This is a genomic window from Methanocalculus taiwanensis, assembly GCF_024372745.1.
Lineage (GTDB): Archaea > Halobacteriota > Methanomicrobia > Methanomicrobiales > Methanocorpusculaceae > Methanocalculus > Methanocalculus taiwanensis.
Genome location: NZ_VOTZ01000024.1, coordinates 1 through 17594 on the forward strand (window position 1 = coordinate 1; position 17594 = coordinate 17594).

The 17594-nt window shown below is 51.8% G+C and carries 19 protein-coding genes and 1 pseudogene; 6 read left to right on the forward strand and 14 right to left on the reverse strand.

Features of this window, described 5'->3' with window-relative positions; all coding sequences use genetic code 11:
* From FTO68_RS11995 to FTO68_RS09955, 3 genes and pseudogenes are all read right to left on the reverse strand, one after another.
* Window positions 1–71, reverse strand: a pseudogene (locus FTO68_RS11995) (IS200/IS605 family transposase); the annotation flags it as partial.
* A 367-nt stretch (window positions 72–438) separates the two neighbouring features.
* A complete protein-coding gene (locus tag FTO68_RS09950) occupies window positions 439–801 on the reverse strand; it encodes a nucleotidyltransferase domain-containing protein (RefSeq protein ID WP_255333255.1) in 363 nt (120 codons plus the stop codon).
* Window positions 743–1132 carry a HEPN domain-containing protein gene (locus tag FTO68_RS09955; protein WP_255333256.1) on the reverse strand — a complete coding sequence of 130 codons (390 nt, stop codon included), beginning with the start codon at window positions 1130–1132 and terminating at the stop codon, window positions 743–745. The genes FTO68_RS09950 and FTO68_RS09955 overlap by 59 nt, the downstream gene beginning before the upstream one ends.
* Window positions 1133–1431: 299 nt before the next feature.
* Here FTO68_RS09955 and FTO68_RS09960 point away from each other — a divergent pair, with 299 nt between their 5' ends.
* Window positions 1432–2730 (forward strand): ATP-binding protein, encoded by a 1299-nt coding sequence (locus tag FTO68_RS09960; RefSeq protein WP_255333257.1) that lies wholly within the window; start codon window positions 1432–1434, stop codon window positions 2728–2730.
* Window positions 2731–2750: 20 nt separating this feature from the next.
* Here the strand turns inward: FTO68_RS09960 and FTO68_RS09965 are convergent, their stop codons facing one another.
* Window positions 2751–3587 (reverse strand): class I SAM-dependent methyltransferase, encoded by an 837-nt coding sequence (locus tag FTO68_RS09965; protein WP_255333258.1) that lies wholly within the window; start codon window positions 3585–3587, stop codon window positions 2751–2753.
* 279 nt (window positions 3588–3866) lie between these two features.
* On the opposite strand from FTO68_RS09965, the gene FTO68_RS09970 reads away from it, so the two are divergent.
* Together FTO68_RS09970 and FTO68_RS09975 are read left to right on the forward strand one after the other, a co-directional pair.
* A complete protein-coding gene (locus FTO68_RS09970; RefSeq protein ID WP_255333287.1) occupies window positions 3867–4190 on the forward strand; it encodes a cupin domain-containing protein in 324 nt (107 codons plus the stop codon).
* Window positions 4191–4194: 4 nt separating this feature from the next.
* Window positions 4195–4461 carry an NAC family transcription factor gene (locus FTO68_RS09975; protein ID WP_255333259.1) on the forward strand — a complete coding sequence of 89 codons (267 nt, stop codon included), beginning with the start codon at window positions 4195–4197 and terminating at the stop codon, window positions 4459–4461.
* Here FTO68_RS09975 and FTO68_RS09980 read toward each other — a convergent pair.
* Genes FTO68_RS09980 through FTO68_RS09990 form a run of 3 tightly spaced genes read right to left on the reverse strand, consistent with a single transcriptional unit; the run spans window position 4458 to window position 6245 of the window.
* Window positions 4458–4910, reverse strand: coding sequence for a hypothetical protein (locus FTO68_RS09980; RefSeq protein ID WP_255333260.1), 453 nt, complete (start codon window positions 4908–4910; stop codon window positions 4458–4460). The genes FTO68_RS09975 and FTO68_RS09980 overlap by 4 nt on opposite strands.
* Before the next feature lie 19 nt (window positions 4911–4929).
* A complete protein-coding gene (locus FTO68_RS09985; protein ID WP_255333261.1) occupies window positions 4930–5604 on the reverse strand; it encodes a metal-dependent hydrolase in 675 nt (224 codons plus the stop codon).
* Between the two features lie 32 nt (window positions 5605–5636).
* Window positions 5637–6245, reverse strand: a complete 609-nt coding sequence (locus FTO68_RS09990) for a response regulator receiver protein (protein WP_255333262.1) — start codon at window positions 6243–6245, stop codon at window positions 5637–5639.
* Between the two features lie 145 nt (window positions 6246–6390).
* On the opposite strand from FTO68_RS09990, the gene glyS reads away from it, so the two are divergent.
* Both glyS and FTO68_RS10000 read left to right on the forward strand, forming a co-directional pair.
* Window positions 6391–8106, forward strand: coding sequence for a glycine--tRNA ligase (glyS, locus tag FTO68_RS09995; protein ID WP_255333263.1), 1716 nt, complete (start codon window positions 6391–6393; stop codon window positions 8104–8106).
* 3 nt (window positions 8107–8109) lie between these two features.
* The gene (locus tag FTO68_RS10000) at window positions 8110–9720 is read left to right on the forward strand and encodes a DEAD/DEAH box helicase (protein WP_255333264.1); all 1611 of its coding nucleotides are present in this window, start codon (window positions 8110–8112) and stop codon (window positions 9718–9720) included.
* Here the strand turns inward: FTO68_RS10000 and FTO68_RS10005 are convergent.
* Window positions 9689–10138, reverse strand: a complete 450-nt coding sequence (locus tag FTO68_RS10005) for an Sjogren's syndrome/scleroderma autoantigen 1 family protein (protein WP_255333265.1) — start codon at window positions 10136–10138, stop codon at window positions 9689–9691. The two genes, FTO68_RS10000 and FTO68_RS10005, sit on opposite strands and share 32 nt — an antisense overlap.
* Window positions 10139–10248: 110 nt before the next feature.
* Here FTO68_RS10005 and FTO68_RS10010 point away from each other — a divergent pair, with 110 nt between their 5' ends.
* Window positions 10249–10512 carry a stationary phase-response protein gene (locus FTO68_RS10010; RefSeq protein WP_255333266.1) on the forward strand — a complete coding sequence of 88 codons (264 nt, stop codon included), beginning with the start codon at window positions 10249–10251 and terminating at the stop codon, window positions 10510–10512.
* Window positions 10513–10516: 4 nt separating this feature from the next.
* Here FTO68_RS10010 and FTO68_RS10015 read toward each other — a convergent pair whose 3' ends face one another.
* The 6 genes from FTO68_RS10015 to FTO68_RS10040 form a co-directional block, all read right to left on the reverse strand.
* Window positions 10517–10930: a secondary thiamine-phosphate synthase enzyme YjbQ gene (locus FTO68_RS10015; protein WP_255333267.1), complete on the reverse strand. Its 414-nt coding sequence runs from the start codon at window positions 10928–10930 to the stop codon at window positions 10517–10519.
* A gap of 25 nt (window positions 10931–10955) precedes the next feature.
* The gene (gyrA, locus tag FTO68_RS10020; RefSeq protein WP_438362307.1) at window positions 10956–13436 is read right to left on the reverse strand and encodes a DNA gyrase subunit A; all 2481 of its coding nucleotides are present in this window, start codon (window positions 13434–13436) and stop codon (window positions 10956–10958) included.
* Window positions 13426–15399: a DNA topoisomerase subunit B gene (locus tag FTO68_RS10025; protein ID WP_255333268.1), complete on the reverse strand. Its 1974-nt coding sequence runs from the start codon at window positions 15397–15399 to the stop codon at window positions 13426–13428. Before FTO68_RS10025 ends, gyrA begins: the two co-directional genes overlap by 11 nt.
* Window positions 15400–15565: 166 nt before the next feature.
* On the reverse strand, window positions 15566–15874 hold the full coding sequence (locus FTO68_RS10030) for a hypothetical protein (RefSeq protein WP_255333269.1): 309 nt from the start codon (window positions 15872–15874) through the stop codon (window positions 15566–15568).
* A gap of 39 nt (window positions 15875–15913) precedes the next feature.
* Complete coding sequence (gene cbiQ, locus FTO68_RS10035; RefSeq protein ID WP_255333270.1) at window positions 15914–16726, reverse strand: cobalt ECF transporter T component CbiQ; 813 nt, start codon at window positions 16724–16726, stop codon at window positions 15914–15916.
* Window positions 16723–17556 (reverse strand): ATP-binding cassette domain-containing protein, encoded by an 834-nt coding sequence (locus FTO68_RS10040; RefSeq protein WP_255333271.1) that lies wholly within the window; start codon window positions 17554–17556, stop codon window positions 16723–16725. Before FTO68_RS10040 ends, cbiQ begins: the two co-directional genes overlap by 4 nt.
* Between the last annotated feature and the right edge of the window lie 38 nt (window positions 17557–17594).

Consider the following 17594-nt stretch of genomic DNA (forward strand, 5'->3'; position numbering starts at 1 on the left):
TTTACTACTATCACCAGATGATAATAGAGAGCAAAGACCGAATGCGCTGACCTATCAAGTTTATACTTCATGTTAGGTATATCATAATACGTCACCCAACAAGGTATATCTATCGCAGGGAAAAAGGACGGCTCCGCTTTCATCCCCGGCCTGAAGACCCGGGACTTCCCGCTCCGCCCCCTTTACCCCCGCAAGTTAAATAATGGAATTCAAAGGTCATTAAAGGGCATATTTTTTTAATTTCGTCTTCAGTCAGGGATTCACCCCTTCGGTATTCAGAAATGGCCTCCTTTGCCCTTTTTGCCCTTCCTGAGCAGAGAGAAGTATCCAGATCATCATGATCATCGAGTAATTGTTCAATAACCTCCTCATATCACCATATATCTTTCACTCATATCAAAACGAATCGCCCGGAATCTTTACAACCAGATAGAAAGATCAGCGTTCAAAGAGAAGAAACCCATCTGAGAGTGCTTTTTGAGCAATAGGCATATGAAGCTCGTCTTCAGTCAGGGGAAAAATATCGACCCCGATACCGATCCCCTCAAATAAAGGCTGATAGTGTTCAATACGGTCAAGGATTGGGAGATCAGTTGGATTGACGATGATCAGAAGATCAAGATCACTCCCCGGTACCGCCCGCTTCTCCGGGAATGAGCCGAATATGATCACTTTCCTGATTTCCGGGTGTGATTTTAGGAGACCGATCCTATCCTGTAATCGTTCCCATATCAGATCATAGTCAAGCCAGAAGACCCGCACAGAATTGAATGATTCTTCCCGCACTGCCGATTGCATCATCTGCATCACCTCCATCAAAGAAATCCGCCGGTTTTCCCTCGCCAAAACCATCCGGATATCGTGACGGGATATAAAAGCGATCCAGTTTCCTTGCTGATATCAGGATATCCTTTGGAACAGGATGTCTCTGTTCAAGCCCGCGAAGAAGATCTGTATTGGAATGACCCCAGGCAACAGCCCCTTCCCTCTGATAGACTGCTATAATCGCCTTTTCTGCAGCCTGCTGGGAGATGAAACAAGCCCATTCAAAGAATCCTTCAGCACGTGCCAGATGTGCCATCCTGAGATCGCGATCTGCCTGTTCCATCCAGTCCGCACTTCTCTCAGCCATAGCTTCCTCAGGTTATCCTGTATTTGATCCGCTGGCATAATAAACTCCCCCCCCCGCCATTACCAGGATTAAGGAATCACATACCCAAATAGAGTATCATTTGATCATATGCATTGAAATCCACAGAGCTTTTTCTGTCGGGAAGATGGTTTCCTGAGGAGATGAAGAGGGGATAATATCTATATTTAGGGAATACAATATGGCCCATCTTCTAAAAAGTGTACTCAGATGACACTTTTTACATCCAAAAAGTGTACTCAGGCAACACTTTTATCATGTTAGAAGTGAAGAGAAGAGTTATGGAGCGAAAAATATCAGTCAGATTCCAACAATGGAAAGATGACCCAAATCGTAAACCCCTTCTCCTGTATGGTGCAAGGCAGGTGGGGAAGACATACTCGGTCCTTGATTTTGGGAAAACACACTACTCGAATGTAATCTATGTAAATTTCGAGGCAAATACAGAGGCAGCAAACATCTTTGCCCGTGATTTGAATCCTGACAGAATTGTTAAGGAACTCTCCGCATTATATGGACAGACGATACTTCCTTCTGATACGCTCCTCTTCTTTGATGAGATCCAGGTGTGCGAGCGGGCACTGACATCCCTGAAATACTTCTGCGAAGATCAGGTCGATTATCATATTATTGCCGCGGGAAGCCTCCTTGGTGTTGCCCTGAACCGGGAGCACCACTCATTTCCCGTTGGGAAGGTCGAGATGGTATCCCTCTACCCGCTCGATTTTGAAGAGTTCTTATGGGCAAATGGAAGATCGGAACTTGCGGATCTAATCAGAGAGTCATACAATTCCAATACCAGAATGTCACTGCATGAAACAGCTCTCGATCTCTTCCGGCTCTACCTTGTCGTGGGAGGGATGCCGGGTGCTGTGCTCGAATACAGGGAGCGGGAGGATCTGGACTACCTTCATTCCGTCCAGAAAAATATCAGTGATGCCTATATCGCAGATATGGCAAAATACGCAGCTCCTGAAGAGACAGCACGAATTATGGAGGTATTTCGGAGCATCCCCACCCAGCTGGCAAAACCCAATAAAAAATTCCAGTATCGTGTAATAAAATCCGGAGCACGGGCAAATACCTATGAATCAGCACTCACCTGGCTGAAGGAGTCAGGGATTATTATCATCTGCAATAAAGTCAATGAAGCTGTGCTGCCCTTAACGGTTCATCATAATCCATCGTTTTTTAAGATCTATATGACGGATACCGGCCTCCTGTGTGCTCACTTCAGCTTACCCGCACATCTCATTCTGCAGAAGAGTAAACAACTGGATACCATCAAAGGAATCCTGACAGAAAACTATGTCTGCTTCGCACTCCGTGTCGCCGGATATACCCCCTATTACTGGGAATCGAAGGGGAGTGCGGAGGTCGATTTTGTCATTCAGAGCAGATCTGGCAATATCATCCCAATAGAAGTGAAATCTTCAGGAAACGTCCGCTCAAAAAGTCTTACACAATTTACCGAATACTATCATCCTGAATATGCAATCAGGATATCCTCAAAAAATTTTGGACTGGATAATGAGATCAGGTCAGTTCCGCTCTATGCAGTTCACTGTATCAGCGATTGAGGAAGGTCTCCCCCTTCCCATCACTCCCCCTTCCTCCACGTGATCATCGCCGTCCTCCTGACAGATCGTTCATGGAACTTCCCTTCACTATCCTTCTCAAGCTGCTCCCTGAAATGCCGGGCGACCAGATCGAGATCCTCATAATCCGGTGCATGCATCGTGATCCACTGCTCAGCCGCCTCCTCAGGCGAATCATACACCGTCTCCCAGAGGGCACGGTAGATCCTGATATCCGCATAGATGCCAAGCCCGTGGAGAATATTTGCCAGGAAGAGGGCATCCGGGTATCCTGTCTTCCGGGTTCCTTCCTCCCCATGAACAGCAGTATACAACGCCATCTCAGCAGGCTCACGCCATTCACCCATATGCCAGAAGAGATGAACGGAGCGGCGGGCAGCTTCATCCAGCTTCAGAAGGGCCGCCCCGGCATCATAGAAGCCGAGCGAGAAGGCGGCGATCACCACATCATGTTCCGGGATATCGCTCCCGATCACAACATCCTCCCACCGCTTCACCACCACTGAGTAGTTCGTCCTCCCTTCGGCTGCCATCCGCTCCTTAAGGTGTGAAAGCATCCCGGCAGACGCATCCAGGGCGGTGACATGCGAGACCATGCCTGCAATCGGAACAGAAAGCCGCCCGTTTCCGGCTCCCATGTCGAGGACGGTGTCGGTCGGACGAAGGTCGAGCATCGAGAGCTCCTGCCTCGTCGACTCCTTCTCATCCTTTGTGATCCGGTTATATGCACCGGCTTTTTTATCCCAGACCTTGCCGGGATCATTCTCCTTATCGACACGATGACGTGAACTGGCATGAATTGCCTTCCAGAGTTCATTCCAGTTGATGATCTTATCCATAAGGATTCCTTCATCGTGATATGCTATCAAATAGATGGTCTGGGAACACGCCTCCCGGATTCACTCACGAGCCATGGCAAACCATTATTAACCACGAATACAGTTTGGGAGTATCAGGAAAACCCGATCCCAACCATTACCGGAGCCCCCAATCCGGTAAAGCTCTTAACAGAAGACCTCAAAGGATTAACTGGGGGAGTCCTCCCGGTTGAGCAGAACCCCGTGAAGGCGATTCGCGGAGTCGCCGCACATCGAGGCAAAGAGAAAGGAGTCTGGAATATGAGTGATGATATCAAAGGAACAGTGATCCGGCTGGATGAGCTTGTTGAGTACCAGGACGGAACGGTTGCAAGCAGAATGGTGATCAAGCAGAAACACGGCAACATCACCATCTTCTCTTTTGATGAAGACGAGGGACTTTCAGAGCATACCGCACCCTTTGATGCCCTTGTCACCATCCTGGATGGCGAATGCGAGATCTGGCTTGAAGGAAAGACGTTTGAGATGAAGGCAGGCGACTCGATCATCTTCCCGGCAAATGCCCCGCATGCCCTCTCGGCAATCACGAAGTTCAAGATGTCCCTCACCATGATCAAGGAGTAAGAGCATGGCAGATGAAGGCGATTACTGCACCGTCTGCGGGGGAACCCCCCCGGACAAGATCCTGATCAAGCGGATCCTCGTCGACGGCAAGGAAACCGGCATCGACAAGCTCGACTGGATCATCGAAGAGGTGAAGAAACAAAAACTCACCAGCAATCAGGCGATTGCTGAAGAGATCATGCTCAGGGTTGCCCGGTTCAATTATATCCCGACAAAAAAGAAAGAGGCATACCGGGAGGCACTCCTTGAGGAATACCACCGCTCAGCCTAGATGAGATTGATCCGATAGTCTCCCATCAGGGGAGCCGAATATGACTCCCCCCGGATAAACCGGATACCTTCGAGTTCCTGGATATCCAGTGACGATCCATTTGCATCCGTTGCACCAGCAAGAACCAGATAATCCCCGGATTTCTTCAGGTGGAGGGTTACCACATTCCCGGAGAGAGGAGCAGTATAGGTGATCGCAAGCACATCAGGAGACTCCTCCCATCTGCCGGTGACAACATGCGCATAGCCGGGGCGGTCTGGATCTTCTACCGACAGAAAGGCGATATTCGCATATCCGTTGGAATAGAACTGGAAGAGGAAGACCGGATAGCTATAGTCATGCACCCACACCCCGGCAAGGGAACTGCCAGATGGTGCCGGTTCCGCCTCACTGACACATCCTGCCGTCAGGAGGAGAAGGAGCGAGAGAGAGATCAGATACCATTTCATCAGATACCCTTTCTCCCAATCACTGATGAGCATTCGCATCCCCGATACAAATCCGCTCTCCGGGAGCAAGGACGGCAACCCGCATATCGGTCGTCTCTTCAATCGCATGCCTGAATGCAGATGGATCCTGTGCAATCTTCTCCCAGGTATTGTAATGGATCGGGATCACAAGAGGCGCCCCGATATAGGAGGCGGCGATCATCGCCTCATCCGGTCCCATCGTGAACCGATCCCCAATCGGGAGCAGGGCAACATCCGGGTGATACAGATCCCGGATCAGTTTCATATCCGAAAACAGTGCAGTATCTCCGGCATGATAGATCGTCACGCCATCCATTTTGATGATGTACCCGGCAGCCGGCCCCCCATAGTAGCCGCCACCGGCATCCTCAATCCAGGAGGAATGAATCGCCGGCGTCATTATAATCCTGACACCGTCAAATGTGATCCCGCCCCCGATATTCAGCGCTTCAGCAGGAACTCCCTGTGAAGCCAGGTACTTCGCCAGTTCGTTCGGCGCAACTGTCCGCCGTTTCAATGAAACCGTCTCACCGAGGTGATCGGCATGGCCATGTGTCACGCAGATGAGATCAGAATCCGGTGGAGCATCGCCGCTTGGGATAAAGGGATCAACAAGAATCCGCCTTGAGCCTTCCAGCAGGATGCAGGAATGCCCATAATAGGTCAGGTACATGCGAAGAGATCGGGCGAGAAGATAAAAAAAGGTTAGCTGATATCTATCAGCTCTGCCTCAGTGATATCGATTGCATCACCAAGACTGTCCCTTGTGACTGCAAGGGTCATCTGTTCTGTCAGATCACGATCCTCCATCACATCGCGGATGCGTTCAAGGTAGGGATCAAGTGTGGTATCTTTCTGCTCATCAAGGACATGCCGGTACTCCCTGAGGGTGGACGGGCTGATCCCAAGCTGCTCTGAGATATCCTTCATCGTGAGATCCTGTGCAAGCAGCTCATCAAGGACAGACGGATCAAATGGCATTTTGAAATCGAGATCCCGGAAGAGCTTCAGCCTCACACGTGCACGTGCAACGGTTTTTGAGAGTTTCTCATCGCCAAGGCTCCGTGCAATCTCGGTATCATTTTTTCCATTATCATAGAGGGTGATCAGGCGCGCAAGCTGAATCGGCTCGAGTTTGGTCTTAAAATGACCTGCATCGAGTATTTCACGCATGATCAGCGCTATTTCACGTTCAACTGCATCCTGGTCGCGTAATGTCCCGTGGATCTTCTTCATCGGCTCGACGATCTTTGTCTTACTGGTGATATCGGCGAAGAGCTTGAGAAGATCTTTTTGTTTATTGGTGGTAGCCATGTGTTTATCGACCTATTATTATGATCTTCACATCTCATCGGGCTTATACCATAAATAATTTGCTTATGGGGAAGAACGGTTCAATCACCTGACAATCATATCAAATACCGCCTCATCCAAAGAGTAAGGAAGAGTTGTGTTGCCAATGGCGGATATATATGAAAAAGTGATCGATCTCTTCCGGCGACGTGGCTATGTCTGGCCATCCGGGGAGATTTACGGATCTGTTGCCGGTTTTATTGACTACGGGCCCCTCGGCGCGATGATGAAACGCAGGATCGAAGATACCTGGCGTGAATTTTATGTAATCAGGGAAGGATACTACGAGATCGAATGCCCGACAATTGGTATCGAGCCGATCTACCTTGCCTCCGGGCACCTGAAAGGCTTCTCTGACAAGATGTTCGAATGCCCGCACTGCCATGAGTTCTTCCGGGCAGATCATGTCGCAGAAGAATACGAGATCCAGAATGCCCAGGCACTCTCAAAGGAGCGGCTTGCCGAAGAGCTGAAAGATAAGAAATGCACCGCCTGCAAACAGCCTCTGGGGGATGTAGCTGTCTTTGATTTTAACCTGATGTTCGGGACCTCAATCGGGCCCGGCGGACAGCGGAAAGGGTACCTCCGCCCGGAGACTGCGCAGGGTATCTTCACCGACTTCGGGCGTCTGCTCAGGTTCTATCGCGATTCACTCCCGTTTGGCACAGTCCAGATCGGGAGATCATACAGAAACGAGATATCACCCCGGCAGGGCATGATCCGGCTCCGTGAATTCACCCAGGCAGAAGCCGAGATCTTCGTGCACCCTGATGAAAAAAACCATCCGAACTTCTCCCGCTATGCAGACTACAGGATGCCGCTCTTTGGAATTGAGCAGCAGCAGGAAAACCTTGAAGCAGTCACCCTCACGATGCGGGAAGCAGTTGATAGCGGCCTTGTGGCAAGCGAGTATGTCGCCTACTATCTCGCTGTCACCCATGATTTCATGATCAGGATCGGAGTTGATCCCACAAAGATCCGGTTCCGCCAGCACCTGCCAGACGAGCGGGCACATTACGCAACAGACTGCTGGGATGCAGAGTACCATTCATCCCGGTTCGGATGGGTGGAGGCTGTCGGGATAGCTGACCGTACAGATTATGATCTCGCAGCACATGCAGAGGTCTCTGGAGAAAAGATGACCGTCTTCATCCAGTACCCGGAGCCCCGCCTCGAACGAAGATGCGCCATTGTTCCGAAGATGGGGAAACTAGGACCCAGGTTCAAAAACCGGGCAAAAGAAGTCGGAGAAAAGATCGCCGCATCTGTTCCGAAGGATGGTGGCACAACAATCGAATTTGATGGCGAAGAGATCTTCATCGAAGGGGAATTCTTCGAGATCAGGGACGAAGAGGTGCTGGTGCAGGGAGAAGAGGTCAGGCCGCATGTCATCGAACCAAGTTACGGAATAGACCGGCTCTGCTATGCTGTACTCGAACACGCCTTCCACCAGGACGAGGTCGATGGCGAGATGAGGACGGTGCTCCGCCTCCCGCCCGCAATTGCCCCCGTGCAGGTGGCAGTCTTCCCCCTGATGAACCGTGACGGCCTCGATGTGATTGCCCGACAGATCACAGAGGCCATCAGGGCAGAGCGGATCCTTGCCGAATATGATGACTCAGGTGCCATCGGGAGGCGGTACCGGCGGCAGGATGAGATCGGGACGCCGTATGCGATCACCGTTGATTATGAGTCAAAAGACGACGACTCCGTCACACTCAGGGAACGCGACAGCATGCAGCAGATCAGGATCAGAATTGATGAGATCCCATCCACCATCCGGAAGCTCATCAGGGGTGAGATACCGTTTTCACGGGACTAGACGATGGAGACGATCCAGCATCCGTATATCAGACCGGATACCGTTCAGAAACGCCAGTACCAGCTCGCAGTTGCGATGAGGGCGCTTGAGGAGAATACACTCGTCGTCCTCCCGACCGGGCTTGGCAAGACAGTGATTGCACTTCTCGTCGCCGCTTCCCGGCTCCTGAATGAGGGGGGCAGGGTTCTCATCCTCGCCCCCACCAAGCCGCTCGTTGACCAGCATCTCCGTTTTTTTCAGGCCACTCTCAATCTGCCTGATCCACAGGATTCAGACTGTATCAGCTTCACCGGGGACACCCCTCCTGAAAAAAGGGCAACGCTCTGGGAAAATTGCCGGGTCTGCTGCGCCACCCCGCAGGTAATCCAGAACGACGTTCTCAAGGGCCGCTACTCCCTCTCGGATGTCTCTCTTTTAATCGTGGATGAATGCCACCGGGCAGTCGGCAATTATGCCTATACCCACCTTACAGAACAGTATCTCGAACAGGCAGAAAAACCCTTAATCCTCGGGATGACCGCATCCCCTGGAAGCGACCAGATCCGGGTTGGCGAGGTCTGCACCCATCTTGGGATCACCCGTGTGGAGACAAGACAGGAAAGCGATCCCGATGTGAGCCCCTATATCCATGAACGGACACTGGAGGTGATCACCGTCGAGCTCCCGCCGCCACTGAAACGGATCGTCCAGATAACAAACGCTATGATCGACAGCCGGATCGGTGCCCTGGGAGCACTCCAGTACCCGCTCCCAAAACGTGAGGGACTCTCGATGAAGGTACTCTCCCAACTCTATGCAACAATCCAGGAGCGGATCACAGAAGGAGAGGCACGTGCCTACCAGGCTGCCTCACTCTATGGCGAGATCATGAAATTGCGGCATGCCGTGATCCTGGCAGAGTCACAGGGATCCCGTGCGCTCTCCCTCTATCTCGAAAAGCTCAACACCGAGGGCAATTCAAAGAAGGGGAGCAAGGCAAGCCAGAGGATGGTCGCAGATTACCGCTTTTCTGAGATTATACGGATCATCACCGGCATATCAGGAGAGATCCATCCAAAAGCAAAAATCACCGCAGATATCATCAAACACCAGCTCATTGATGATCCGGAGAGTAAAATCATCGTCTTTGCAAGCTACCGTGACTCGGTCTCCATGCTTGTTGAGTACCTCACCGAAGAAGGCATCTCAGCCTGCCGGTTTGTCGGGCAGGCATCAAAACAGAAGGAGAAAGGACTATCACAGAAGAAACAGATCGAGGCGATCCAGAGGTTTCGGGGAGGGGAGTACCATGTTCTTGTCGCCACTTCCGTTGGAGAAGAAGGCCTTGACATCCCCTCAACCGATCTCGTCATCTTTTACGAAGCGGTGCCTTCCGAGATCCGGAGCATTCAGCGGAAAGGTAGGACCGGCAGGAGCGCAGCAGGTATGATCATCGTGCTTGTGACAAAAGGCACAAGCGACGAGACATTCCGGTGGGTCTCGGCACGGCGTGAAAAGGCGATGGCAGGCGGAGTTAAGCGCCTCCAGAAAAAAAACGAAAGAGAAGAGGGAAAAGAGGAGATACAGGCGAGTATCAGGAATTTTATCTCTCTTTCCGATGATGATGCGGATTAGTATCCGCAAGAGTCGCAATCGAGAGAGCCCCTTCCCTGATCGCCTGCATATAGAGAAGGCAGCGGGCGGGATCGGGCTCATCTGCAATCCTCCTGCAGAGCAGCACCATCGTATCTGAGATAGGATCGACACAGGAGGGGATGTCAGTGCTCTTCTGGTACCGATGAATACCCACATCCCCGTTAGTAGCCGGGAGAACCTGCATCGGCAGATCAGCTGGCATTGTGTTTGCGGGGATCGGATCAACCGGCATTTCAGGATCCGCCAAAGCCGCCTCCTTTTCGGATTCGGCACAGACCACACAGAACTGCTGGCCTTTGAATTCAAAGATCGGCGCGTGGCAGGCAGGACAGGTCTTCGCCAGCATCTTCGCACCCTTCAGAAGGTATTCAGCCATTATCTCATCAATCTCTGCCATAAAAAACCAGATCTATATAGGCAGCACATGATGATGAAAGATACTCCTCCATCCATGAAACTATATAAACCTACAGGGGGAATAGTAAAGAGCAAGATGGAGGGTTCCAATTGGCAGAAACAAGCAATACAATACGAAATTGTGTACAGATTTTACAGATGATGAAGGATGATAACACAATTCCAAGGAATATCCGGCGTGTAGCTGACGAGACCATGAACATCCTCCTCGATGAGAAGATGGCACCGGGACTCCGTGCGGCAACTGCGATCTCGAAGATTGACGAGGTCAGCAATGATCCGAATATGCCGGTTCATGCACGTACACGGATCTGGGAACTCGTTTCACAGCTCGAATCGATTCCACTCGACTAGGATTTCAGGGAAGAATTGTTACAACCACGCTCCGCTCTCTGGCATGGCGGATATCCAGTTCCACAAGCACGATCTGCTGCCATGTTCCATTGAGGAGCCTCTTCTCAACAACAGGTATTGACAGGGAGGGGCCAATGATCGCCGCCCGTACATGGGATCGGCCATTGCCATCCCCCCACCGGTCATCGTGTGCGTAGATTGCATCCGAAGGAGCAATCCGCGATAAAGCTTTGCGAAGATCAGCCACTGCACCGGGCTCGTATTCGATCGTCGTCAGGGCAGCAGTTGATCCCACCACAAAGAGGTGCACAATCCCGGTTTCGGTTCCACTCTTTGATACGGCATCCAAAACAAAAGGGGTGATATCTATGACATCCCCTTCCCCTGAGGTCTTCAGGTGGATGGTTGTCTGGTACATAGAGAGGGAATAGTGCCTCCCCTATCTATTCATTGTGATCTTCATCTGATCCGCCCTCTTCCTGTGAAGTGAGCATCTCCTGCGTGACGATAGCAAATCCGGTGACCCGATCACCCTCGTCAAGCCGTATGACCCGGACCCCGCGTGTGCTCCGTTTCTGGATTGCAATCTCGTCTACACGGGTCCGGATAACAATCCCGGACGCCGTCATGACGATGATCTCATCAGTATCCGAGACTGAACGGGAGGCGACAACCATCCCGGACCGGTTATCGGTGACGATGTTCCGGACACCGAGTGTTCCCCTGCCATGGCCGCGGAACTCATCGAAATCCGTCCTCTTGCCATAGCCCTTCTCTGTGATCGTCAGGAGGTGATCGTTATGGATGACCGTTACTGCCTGGAGATGATCGCCATCTCTCAGTGAGATGCCGCGGACCCCCATTGCACCCCTGCCAACCGGCCTGACCGCCTCTTCATGGAACCTGAGGCTCTGCCCATGGCGGGTCGTCAGGATCAGTTCTCGATCACCATCGGTCCATTTTACATCAACCAGGCTATCGCCTTCACGGAGCTTGATCGCATTGATCCCTGTCTGCCTTGGATGGGAGAACTGATCGAGAGCGATCTTCACAACCGTTCCATTCCTCGTTGCAAAGAAGAGGAACCGATCGTCCCTGAATTCAGAAACCGGGATCACTGCCTGGATCGTCTCATTATTGATATTCAGGAGGTTCACAATCGCCTTCCCACGCGAGGTCCGCGTGCTCTCCGGTATATCATAGACTTTCAGCCAGTATGCCCGCCCCTGATCGGAGATGCAGAGGAGGTAATCATGGGTGGATGCGACAAAGACTGAACTGATGCAGTCCTCTTCTTTTGTGGACATGCCGATGATGCCACGCCCACCTCTCCGCTGCTGCCGGTAGGTATCAAGCGGCATGCGCTTTATGTAGTTGTGCTCGGTGAGGGCGACAAAGACTTTCTTCTCCTCGATCAGCGCCTCTCTATCAAGGAAATCAGCCGAATGTGCGATCTCTGTCCTTCGTGGGTCGCTGAACTTTTCACGTATCTCCCGCGTTTCATCCTTTACAACCGAGAGGATTGCAGCTTCACTTGAGAGAAGTTCCATGAGCCGTGCGATCTCCGCTTCCAGGGCGTTCTTCTCATCCACAATCTTCTGGTGCTCAAGCGCAGCAAGCCTCCGAAGCTGCATCTTCAGGATCGCATCCGCCTGGATCTCGTCGAGCCCGAACCGGGATACGAGGGCAGCGCTCGCTTCTTCAACAGAGGCCGATCCCCTGATGGTTGCTATAACCTCATCGATTCTGTCGAGTGCGATTAATAGACCAAGGAGGATATGGAACCGTTCACGGGCCTTTTTCAGCTCAAACTCGGATCTTCTCCTGACAACCTCCACCCGATGGGCGAGGAAGTGCCTGAGGATGTCTGTGAGCGGCAGCACCTTCGGCTGGCCATGAACAATTGAGAGGTTGATGACGCCAAATGTCGTCTGGAGCTGGGTATGCTTATACAGGAGATTCAGAACAACCTGTGCATTGATCCCCTTCTTCAGTTCTATGACGATCCTGATACCATCCTTATCAGATTCGTCACGGAGATCGCTAATCCCTTCGATCTTCTTCTCACGGACGAGCTCGGCGATATTCTCTATCATCCGTGCCTTATTCACCTGGTAGGGGATCTCGGTGATGATGATCCGCTCAGCATCCCGCTTGCCGGTCTCGATCTCGGAGACGCCCCGGACGATGATCCGCCCATACCCGGTTGTGTAGGCATTCAGGATACCGTCAGATCCCATAATCTGCCCACCCGTCGGGAAGTCTGGCCCCGGCATGATCGAGAGGATCTCCTGCGCAGGAATATCAGGATTCTCTATGAACCTCTCAACAAGGGTACAGACCTCGCCAAGATTGTGGGGAGGCATGTTGGTTGCCATCCCGACTGCAATCCCGCTTGTACCGTTGACAAGGAGGTTTGGGATGCGTGCAGGAAGAACCGTTGGTTCCTTTGTCGATCCATCAAAGTTCGGGATGAAATCAACCGTCTCCTTCTCAATATCGATCAGGAGCGCCTCAGCCGCCTTTGTGAGCCGGGCCTCGGTATATCGCATCGCCGCAGCAGAATCGCCATCTATTGATCCGAAGTTACCCTGCCCCTCGACCAGCATATACCGGTAGCTGAAGGGCTGGGCCATCTTCACAAGGGTATCGTAGATGGCAGAATCGCCGTGGGGATGGTAATTCTCCATCGTTGCGGCGACCGCTTTGACGGATTTCCTGAAGGGTTTATCAGACGTATTCCCTGACCCCCACATCGCATAGAGGGTACGGCGGTGTACTGGTTTCAGCCCGTCGCGGACATCAGGGATCGCACGGCCGATGATGACGCTCATCGCGTAATCGATGTAGCTCTTCTTCATCTCCTCCTCGATTGGGACCGGGATGACCCGTGCCACCGGCATTACCGGTTCTTCAGATGTCAAGGTTCTTCACCTCCCCTGCATGGCGTTTGATGAAATCTTTTCTGGCAGAGACATTCTCACCCATCAGTTTTTCGAAGATGTCATTTGCATGAATCGCATCCTCGATTCTGACCTGTTTCAGCACCCTGCGTTCGGGATCCATCGTCGTCTCCCAGAGCTGGGATGCATTCATCTCACCAAGACCCTTGTATCGCTGGACATGGACACCAGTCTCGCCCATCTCCCCGACGGCCTTGTGCATCTCCTCTTCACGGAAGACATAGACCTCCTTCTTCCCGCGTGCAATCCTGTACAGGGGTGGCTGGGCGAGGTAGATATACCCAAGATCGATCAGCTCTTTCATGTACCGGTAGAAGAAGGTGAGAAGGAGCGTGCTGATATGGGCTCCATCAACATCCGCATCAGTCATGATGATGATTGCATGGTACCGGGCCCGGTCAGGATTGAAATTCGTCCCGATACCGGTTCCAATCGCAGAGATAAGGGTGTTAATCTCGAGGTTCTTCAGGATCTTATGTTCGCTTGCCTTCTCGACATTGAGGATCTTTCCCCTCAGTGGAAGAATTGCCTGGAATCTGCGGTTCCTCCCCTGTTTTGCCGAGCCGCCTGCCGAATCTCCTTCGACGATATAGAGTTCGCTCTTCGAGGGATCACGTTCTGAACAGTCGGCAAGTTTGCCGGGAAGGGTGGATGATTCAAGGGTGCTCTTCCTCCGGGCAAGTTCCCGTGCATTGCGTGCTGCTTCACGGGCACGTGCAGCAGCGGTAGCCTTCTCTGTAATGATCCCGATGATCTTCGGGTTCTCCTCGAAATATTCCGAGAGGCAGCTATAGACGAGTGAGTCAACGATACCACGGACATTGGAGTTCCCAAGACGCATCTTGGTCTGTCCTTCGAACTGGGGATTGGCAATCTTGACGCTGATTATGGCGCAGAGCCCTTCACGGACATCATCTCCTTTTAAGGAGAAATCACCTTTCATCAGGTTATTCTTCTTTGCCGAGGTGTTGATCGCCCGTGTCAGGGCTGAACGGAATCCTTCCAGATGGGTACCGCCTTCACGGGTATTGACGCTGTTGACAAACGTGAAAAGATTCTCTCCGTACCCGTTGTTGTACTGGATAGCAACATCCACCTCCATCTTATTCTCTTCATCCTTTCTGGCAATCGAGATCACATCAGAAAAGAGCGTCTCTTTGCCCTCGTTTAAGTATCTGACAAACTCGCTGATCCCGCCATCATAGAAGAAGGTTTCACCGTCACCGCTCCGCTTGTCAAGAACACGTATTCTGACACTTTTATTTAAGAAAGCAAGTTCACGGAGGCGTGAGCTGATGATATCAAAGTCAAAATGGGTGGTTTCGAAGATTGATGAATCCGGCCTGAAGGTGATCCGTGTGCCGGTATAGGAAGAGAGGGCATCAGCATCCATTGATTCAAAGCCGGAACCAAAACGTTTCTTCAGCCGCTGCTTCAGCTCATCTGTTGATTCGGGAACAGAAGAGAGGGGCGAGACAACAACACCACGTTCAAACCGCATTGAGTAGATAAGCCCGCCGCGGAAGACTTCCGCAACCATCCATTCCGAGAGGGCGTTTACCACCGAGACGCCGACACCATGGAGACCGCCGGATACCTGATAGGAGTTTTTATCGAACTTCCCGCCGGCATGGAGGATGGTCATGACCACTTCAAGGGCGCTCTTCCCATACTTGGGCATGGTATCGATCGGGATACCACGCCCGTCATCCTCTATCGTACAGGAGCCGTCTGCATTGATTGAGACATCTATATGGCTGCAGAATCCTGCAAGCGCCTCATCAATTGAGTTATCCACCACCTCATAGATAAGATGGTGCAGCCCCCTCCCGTCTGTGCTCCCGATATACATCGCCGGCCGCTCACGTACCGGACTGAGACCTTCAAGAACGGTGATCTGTTCTGCGTTATATGTACTATTCATGCAAGACTCCGATTATGGCAAAATGACAGGGAATACGCCCAAAGATACGCATTTGCCATCATCATACAGGAGGGATCGATACCTCCTGCTATACCATCATATATAGGCTGTCGAAGATGATATAGCTCTCCCCGTATGACCGAATAAGGCTGTTGACCTGTGAAACTCAGTCGAATGAACCCATATCGGGATCTTCGATTCCGAGTTCCCGGTCAACTGCGAGGACGAGTTTCGTGATGATCTTCTTTGCCGCCTCGGCATCCTGTTTGTCATTGATCCCAATCTTATGCCAGAGGATGAGTTTCTTCAGGCGCTCGGTCAGTTCAGAGACATCTGTTCCTTTCAGTGACGGAGGGACAGACATCTCCGTAACATGATCGGATGCCCCATAGAATGCCTGTTCAGGAGGGAGGGCGAAGTGCTTGCTCAGGAGGACGAGGTTGACAACAAAACCTCTGCCAAATCTGCTTTCCATACAAAATCATCTTGCGGTGAGATGACATGAATGATGCGGTCAGAGGAGGTAGATGATGATGGGGAAGATGATGATGAAGGGCATGATCATCCCAAGTACCAGCCGATCAGTTGATGCCAGAGGCTTTTTCGTGATATAGATATAGGAGGAGCGGCCGTACCCCCGGCAGAGCATACTCATGTAGGTACGCTCACCCTGTTCGAAGGAGCGGAGGAAGAAAGTGCCGATAGTATAGGCGATGGTGGAGATCCGGTACCGGTAGGGAAGCGCCCGGTTATAGGCACTGAAGCATCGGGTGGCAAGGGCATTCTGGATATGCCTGTACATGATGGCAAAGACGAAGAGATACCGGATCGTCATCCCGAGGACCAGCGTAAACTCCGCAGGCAGACCAAGCCGTGCCGCCCCCTCCAGGAGATCCTGCATCGGGGTTGTGCCTGAAAGGAGGATGATGAATGAGACACAGACGATGAATTTCAGAGAGAGCATCAGCGCAAAGAGAAACGATTCCTGGTACACCGCAATACCAAAAGGGAGATCGATGAGCACGGTGAATTCCGTATAACGGGGATTTTTAAAGAATATCTGAGCGACGATGATGAAGAATCCAAACGGAAGAATCATGGCAAGGCGGATGAGGTACGTCTTTACAGCGGTCTTTGAGAGTCCAAAGAGGATGATAAGGAGGAGCAGGAATCCGCCGGATACGAGGTAGAGATCCGGTTCAAATGGGTAGGACACAACGGCAATAATCGCAGCAATAGTGAGAATAAGCTTCACCCGTGCATCGAGCCGGTGAACAATGCTATCCCGGTACGACTCCTCCTCGATTGCAAAGAGCTCCTCGATCATGGCTGCCTGCCAAATGCCCTGAAGAACGACGCTTCAGCATCACTGTACCGGTATGCCATATCGATCGAAACGCCGTCTTGTCTGAGCTTCCTGATAAGCCGTGGGAGCGGCGGGATATGGAGACGGGTTGAGTTCAGGAGTTCGTCATGGGAGAAGATCTCATCAACGGTGCCGGAACCTGTGATCCTGCCATGGTTCATCACATAGACAAGATCGGCGATCTCAGGCACAAGATCGACCTGATGAGTCGAGAAGATGATCGTCATCCCGTACTTATCAGGGAGGGTCTTTAAAAACGCCAGCAGATCTTCCACACCGCCGGGATCAAGACCGGCTGTCGGCTCATCAAGAACCAGCACCTGTGGCTCCATCGCAACCACCCCGGCAATAGCAACCCGTTTCTTCTCGCCACCCGAGAGGTGGTGGGGAACGCGGGTGCGGAGATCCTCTAACCCCAGCATGGAAACAGCGCTATCCACCCGGTGTGCAACCGTTTCGGGATCAAGGCCCAGGTTTGTCGGGCCAAATGCAATATCCTGTTCGACGGTGGGGGAGAAGATCTGGTCATCGGGATTCTGGAAGACGATCCCGACAAACTTCCTGATATCCACAATATTCTTCTTTGTAATCGCCTCCCCACGCACCAGCACGTCGCCTGACGTTGGCGTCAGGATGCCGTTGAAGTGCTTGAAAAGGGTACTCTTTCCCGCCCCATTTGGCCCGAGGAGAGCGATGCTTGTTTTGCGGGGTGCTACAAAATCAATCCCGTCCAGTGCGAGGACGTTGTTTCTATACAGATAGCAGAGATTTCTTGTTTCGATTAAATGCATGAGGAATATGGTAAAATAGTAAAAAATAGGAGATAAAG

Excerpts from the sequence above, each read along its gene's own strand:
- FTO68_RS09950 (WP_255333255.1), bottom strand. The coding sequence starts at position 801 with ATGATGCAATCGGCAGTGCGGGAAGAATCATTCAATTCTGTGCGGGTC.
- FTO68_RS09955 (WP_255333256.1), bottom strand. The coding sequence starts at position 1,132 with ATGGCTGAGAGAAGTGCGGACTGGATGGAACAGGCAGATCGCGATCTC.
- FTO68_RS09960 (WP_255333257.1), top strand. The coding sequence starts at position 1,432 with ATGGAGCGAAAAATATCAGTCAGATTCCAACAATGGAAAGATGACCCA.
- FTO68_RS09965 (WP_255333258.1), bottom strand. The coding sequence starts at position 3,587 with ATGGATAAGATCATCAACTGGAATGAACTCTGGAAGGCAATTCATGCC.
- FTO68_RS09970 (WP_255333287.1), top strand. The coding sequence starts at position 3,867 with ATGAGTGATGATATCAAAGGAACAGTGATCCGGCTGGATGAGCTTGTT.
- FTO68_RS09975 (WP_255333259.1), top strand. The coding sequence starts at position 4,195 with ATGGCAGATGAAGGCGATTACTGCACCGTCTGCGGGGGAACCCCCCCG.
- FTO68_RS09980 (WP_255333260.1), bottom strand. The coding sequence starts at position 4,910 with ATGAAATGGTATCTGATCTCTCTCTCGCTCCTTCTCCTCCTGACGGCA.
- FTO68_RS09985 (WP_255333261.1), bottom strand. The coding sequence starts at position 5,604 with ATGTACCTGACCTATTATGGGCATTCCTGCATCCTGCTGGAAGGCTCA.
- FTO68_RS09990 (WP_255333262.1), bottom strand. The coding sequence starts at position 6,245 with ATGGCTACCACCAATAAACAAAAAGATCTTCTCAAGCTCTTCGCCGAT.
- glyS (WP_255333263.1), top strand. The coding sequence starts at position 6,391 with ATGGCGGATATATATGAAAAAGTGATCGATCTCTTCCGGCGACGTGGC.
- FTO68_RS10000 (WP_255333264.1), top strand. The coding sequence starts at position 8,110 with ATGGAGACGATCCAGCATCCGTATATCAGACCGGATACCGTTCAGAAA.
- FTO68_RS10005 (WP_255333265.1), bottom strand. The coding sequence starts at position 10,138 with ATGGCAGAGATTGATGAGATAATGGCTGAATACCTTCTGAAGGGTGCG.
- FTO68_RS10015 (WP_255333267.1), bottom strand. The coding sequence starts at position 10,930 with ATGTACCAGACAACCATCCACCTGAAGACCTCAGGGGAAGGGGATGTC.
- FTO68_RS10025 (WP_255333268.1), bottom strand. The coding sequence starts at position 15,399 with ATGAATAGTACATATAACGCAGAACAGATCACCGTTCTTGAAGGTCTC.
- FTO68_RS10030 (WP_255333269.1), bottom strand. The coding sequence starts at position 15,874 with ATGGAAAGCAGATTTGGCAGAGGTTTTGTTGTCAACCTCGTCCTCCTG.
- cbiQ (WP_255333270.1), bottom strand. The coding sequence starts at position 16,726 with ATGATCGAGGAGCTCTTTGCAATCGAGGAGGAGTCGTACCGGGATAGC.
- FTO68_RS10040 (WP_255333271.1), bottom strand. The coding sequence starts at position 17,556 with ATGCATTTAATCGAAACAAGAAATCTCTGCTATCTGTATAGAAACAAC.